Origin of the sequence: Mycobacterium sp. (assembly GCF_040398885.1) — a bacterium.
Taxonomy (GTDB): Bacteria; Actinomycetota; Actinomycetes; order Mycobacteriales; family Mycobacteriaceae; genus Mycobacterium.
Genome location: NZ_JBBATF010000062.1, coordinates 1 through 3,949 on the forward strand (window position 1 = coordinate 1; position 3,949 = coordinate 3,949).

General features: G+C 66.9%; 5 protein-coding genes. 3 read left to right on the forward strand and 2 right to left on the reverse strand.

Annotation, left to right across the window (positions count from 1 at the left end; genetic code table 11):
• Together ADBZ5U_RS07880 and ADBZ5U_RS07885 are read right to left on the reverse strand one after the other, a co-directional pair.
• Positions 1 to 473 (reverse strand): pyridoxamine 5'-phosphate oxidase family protein (locus ADBZ5U_RS07880; RefSeq protein ID WP_526264126.1); only part of this gene is annotated, 473 nt, incomplete at its 3' end.
• Between the two features lie 24 nt (positions 474 to 497).
• On the reverse strand, positions 498 to 1,199 hold the full coding sequence (locus tag ADBZ5U_RS07885; protein ID WP_526264128.1) for an IclR family transcriptional regulator: 702 nt from the start codon (positions 1,197 to 1,199) through the stop codon (positions 498 to 500).
• Between the two features lie 62 nt (positions 1,200 to 1,261).
• Between ADBZ5U_RS07885 and leuC the strand changes: the two genes are divergently transcribed.
• From leuC to ADBZ5U_RS07900, 3 genes are all read left to right on the forward strand, one after another.
• Positions 1,262 to 2,686, forward strand: coding sequence for a 3-isopropylmalate dehydratase large subunit (gene leuC, locus ADBZ5U_RS07890; protein ID WP_526264130.1), 1,425 nt, complete (start codon positions 1,262 to 1,264; stop codon positions 2,684 to 2,686).
• A gap of 30 nt (positions 2,687 to 2,716) precedes the next feature.
• Positions 2,717 to 3,313: a 3-isopropylmalate dehydratase small subunit gene (gene leuD / locus ADBZ5U_RS07895; RefSeq protein ID WP_526264132.1), complete on the forward strand. Its 597-nt coding sequence runs from the start codon at positions 2,717 to 2,719 to the stop codon at positions 3,311 to 3,313.
• Positions 3,314 to 3,510: 197 nt separating this feature from the next.
• The coding region (locus ADBZ5U_RS07900) for an HU family DNA-binding protein (protein ID WP_526264134.1) at positions 3,511 to 3,949 on the forward strand (439 nt) is incomplete at its 3' end.

Sequence of the window (3,949 nt, forward strand, 5' to 3'; positions counted from 1 at the left end):
GCCACCGGCATGGCGGGAAGACCGAGCTTGTGGTGGTCCCAGGACCGCACCCGGTCGGCGACGATGCGCACCGCGACGCGCTTGTTCATCATCAGGTCCACCGCCGGTCTGAGTTCGTCTGTGTAGGGCCCGTTGTAGCGCTCCCACACGCTGACCCCGACCGCGAAAGCGGTGTCCGCGTCGTCGTGGATCTCGGCCACGCCCTCGAAGGACACCCCCATCAGTGAGTCGTAGGTCATCCCGGCCTCGATCATGAAACTGACCCGGGGGTTGCGCCGGATGTTGACCACCTTCTGGGACTTGACCTTGGTCTCCAGCCAGATCTCGCCGTCGATGACGCCGTACCACATCGCCACCAGGTGCGGCTGGCCCCGCGGGCCGACGGTGGCCAGGGTTCCGGTTCGGCTTCGCGCGACGAACTCGGCGATCTCGGCGTCTGTCATCACGATCTGACCGCGTTGCTTGGATCCCATGGGAGTCAGTGTGTCAGTGCACGTTCAGAGCCGCCGGGTCAGGTCGGCGGCGGCGGAGAGCAGATCGACCGCCCACCGCTCGCCGGGACGCCGGCCCATCCGGTCGATCGGCCCGGAGACCGACACCGCCGCGACCACCACGCCGTTGCGGTCGCGCACCGGGGCTGAGACGCTGGCCACCCCGGGCTCGCGTTCGGCCGCACTCTGGGCCCACCCGCGGCGTCGAACCTCGGCCAGTGTTCGTTCGGTGAACGCCGCCGCGGGCAGCAGGGCCCGCTGGGCGGCGGCGTCGCCGTAGGCCAGCAGCACCCGCGCGGCAGATCCCGCCGTCATCGGCAGGCGCGCTCCGACAGGCACGGTATCGCGAAGGCCCGCAGGAGGTTCCAGTGCCGCCACACACACCCGGTCCGTGCCCTCGCGGCGGTACAACTGGACGCTCTCACCGGTGATCTCCCGCAATCCCGGCAGCACCGCGGCGCCGGCGGCGATCAGAGGATCGCCGACCGCGGCCGACAGCTCGCTCACCGCCGGCCCCAGCCGCCAGCGCCCGGCGGTGTCCCGGGCCAGCAACCGGTGGACCTCCAGGCCCGCGGCGAGTCGATGGGCGGTGGCCCGCGGCATACCGGTCCGTTCGCACAACTCGGCGAGCCCGCAGGGCGCTCCGGCGACCGCGTGCAGAACGCCCACGGCTTTGTCCAGCACGCCGATGCCGCTATCCTGTCTCATATCGAGATAATAGCGTCTCATTATATGAGATGACACGCGAGCGAGACAGCGAGTTTGAAGCGATGGACAATCCGAGAACGCTTGCCGAGAAAGTCTGGGCGGACCACGTCGTCGCGGCCGGTGCGGGTGCCGGCGCGGCCCGCGAACCCGACCTGATCTACATCGACCTCCACCTCGTCCACGAGGTGACCAGTCCGCAGGCCTTCGACGGTCTGCGACTGGCCGGGCGCCCGGTGCGGCGGCCGGACCTCACCCTGGCCACCGAGGACCACAACGTTCCGACGATCGGCATCGACAAGCCGATCGCCGACCCGGTCTCGCGCACCCAGGTCGAAACGCTGCGGCGCAACTGCGCGGAGTTCGGTGTCCGTCTGCATCCGATGGGCGATCCGGAGCAGGGCATCGTGCACGTGGTCGGTCCGCAGTTGGGTCTCACCCAACCCGGGATGACGATCGTCTGCGGAGACAGCCACACCTCCACCCACGGCGCCTTCGGAGCGCTGGCGATGGGCATCGGCACTTCCGAGGTGGAGCATGTGCTGGCAACCCAGACACTGCCGTTGCGTCCGTTCAGGACGATGGCGGTCACCGTCGACGGCCCGTTGCCCCAAGGGGTCACCGCCAAGGACGTCATCCTGGCGGTGATCGCGAAGATCGGCACCGGCGGCGGGCAGGGTCACGTCATCGAATACCGCGGCAGCGCCGTCGAGGCGCTGTCGATGGAGGGCCGGATGACGATCTGCAACATGAGCATCGAAGCCGGGGCCCGCGCCGGAATGGTCGCCCCGGATGCGACCACCTACGAATACCTGCGCGGCCGGCCCTACGCGCCGGCGGGCGCACAGTGGGACCGGGCCGTCGAGGCGTGGGAACTGCTGCGCACCGACCCCGGGGCGCGATTCGACACCGAGGTCCACATCGACGCCACCACATTGAGCCCGTTCGTCACCTGGGGGACCAATCCCGGCCAGGGGGTGCCGCTGTCGGAAGCGGTACCGGATCCGGAGTCGATGGGAAGCGACGACGAGCGACAGGCCGCCGAGAAGGCGTTGGCCTACATGGATCTTCGGGCCGGGACCCCGATGCGCGATATCGGCGTCGACGCGGTGTTCGTCGGTTCCTGCACCAACGGGCGCATCGAGGATCTGCGCGCGGTGGCTGAGGTTCTCCGCGGCAGGCGGGTCGCCGACGGCGTCCGGATGCTGATCGTGCCCGGCTCGATGAAGGTGCGCGCCCAGGCCGAAGCCGAGGGCCTGGGTGAGGTTTTCACCGCTGCCGGCGCCCAGTGGAGACTGGCCGGCTGCTCGATGTGCCTGGGCATGAATCCGGATCAGTTGGCGCCCACGGAGCGCTGCGCGTCGACGTCCAACCGCAATTTCGAAGGCAGGCAGGGCAAGGGCAGTCGCACGCACCTGGTCTCGCCTGCCGTCGCCGCGGCCACCGCCGTGCGCGGCACGCTGTCGTCGCCTGCCGATCTGCACGGCTGACGACCGCCGAACCGAAGGAGGAGTCAACCCATGGAAGCGTTCCACACCCACACCGGCATCGGTGTGCCGTTGCGCCGGTCCAACGTCGACACCGACCAGATCATCCCGGCGGAGTACCTCAAGCGTGTCTCCAGAACGGGTTTCGAGGACGGCTTATTCGCCGCCTGGCGTTCGGATCCGTCGTTCATTCTCAATCTCGCGCCCTACGACCGCGGTTCGGTATTGGTGGCCGGACCCGATTTCGGAACCGGATCCTCACGCGAGCATGCCGTGTGGGCGTTGATGGACTACGGCTTCCGGGTGGTCGTCTCGCCCCGGTTCGCCGACATCTTCCGCGGCAACGCCGGCAAGGCGGGACTGCTGGCCGCGCAAGTGGCACAGGATGACGTCGAACTGCTCTGGAAACTGATCGAACAGCAGCCCGGTGTGGAAATCACTGTCGACCTTGATGATCGGACCATCTCCTGCGGAACGGCGATGGTGCCGTTCACCATTGACGATTACACCGCTTGGCGGCTACTGGAGGGGCTCGACGATATCGGCCTCACGCTGCACAAACTGTCGCAGATCGAGGCATTCGAAGCGCGGCGCCCGGAATGGAAGCCGCGAATTCCGACGGCTTCCTGAACGACTCGTGCACCGAAAGGGGCGCCCTTACGGGGTAGCTGTCGGCTCCCGTGATTTCCCTCAAGCGGCACAAGTGGATTGAAGAATTCCTCCGGATATTTTGCCGAAGAAATGCGTGGCTCATGGATATCTGTGCTTTGAAGGTTTACCGTGTTGTGCAGTCGGTCCAGGGCGGACCACTGTTTCGGAGGAATTGAATGAACAAAGCAGAGTTGATTGAAGTTCTCACGGAAAGGCTGGGTACCGATCGTCGCCACGCGAACGACGCCGTGGAGAATTTGATCGACGCCATCGTTCGCGCTGTCCAAAGGGGCGACAGCGTGACCATCACAGGTTTCGGTGTCTTCGAGCGTCGCAGTCGTGCCGCGCGCGTCGCCCGCAACCCGCGCACCGGCGAGACGGTGCGGGTGAAGCCCACCTCTGTTCCCGCGTTCCGCCCCGGTGCGCAATTCAAGGCAATCGTCTCCGGCGCACAGAAACTCCCGTCTGAAGGACCTGCCGTAAAACGAGGCGCCGTCGGTGGCGCAGTGAGGAAAGCTGCTGTGAAGAAGGCTGTCAAGAAGGCTCCGGCCAAGAAGGCTCCGGCCAAGAAGGTCGCCGTCAAGAAGGTCGTGAAGAAGGCTCCGGCCAAGAAGG

Excerpts from the sequence above, each read along its gene's own strand:
- ADBZ5U_RS07885 (WP_526264128.1), bottom strand. The coding sequence starts at position 1,199 with ATGAGACAGGATAGCGGCATCGGCGTGCTGGACAAAGCCGTGGGCGTT.
- leuD (WP_526264132.1), top strand. The coding sequence starts at position 2,717 with ATGGAAGCGTTCCACACCCACACCGGCATCGGTGTGCCGTTGCGCCGG.
- leuC (WP_526264130.1), top strand. The coding sequence starts at position 1,262 with ATGGACAATCCGAGAACGCTTGCCGAGAAAGTCTGGGCGGACCACGTC.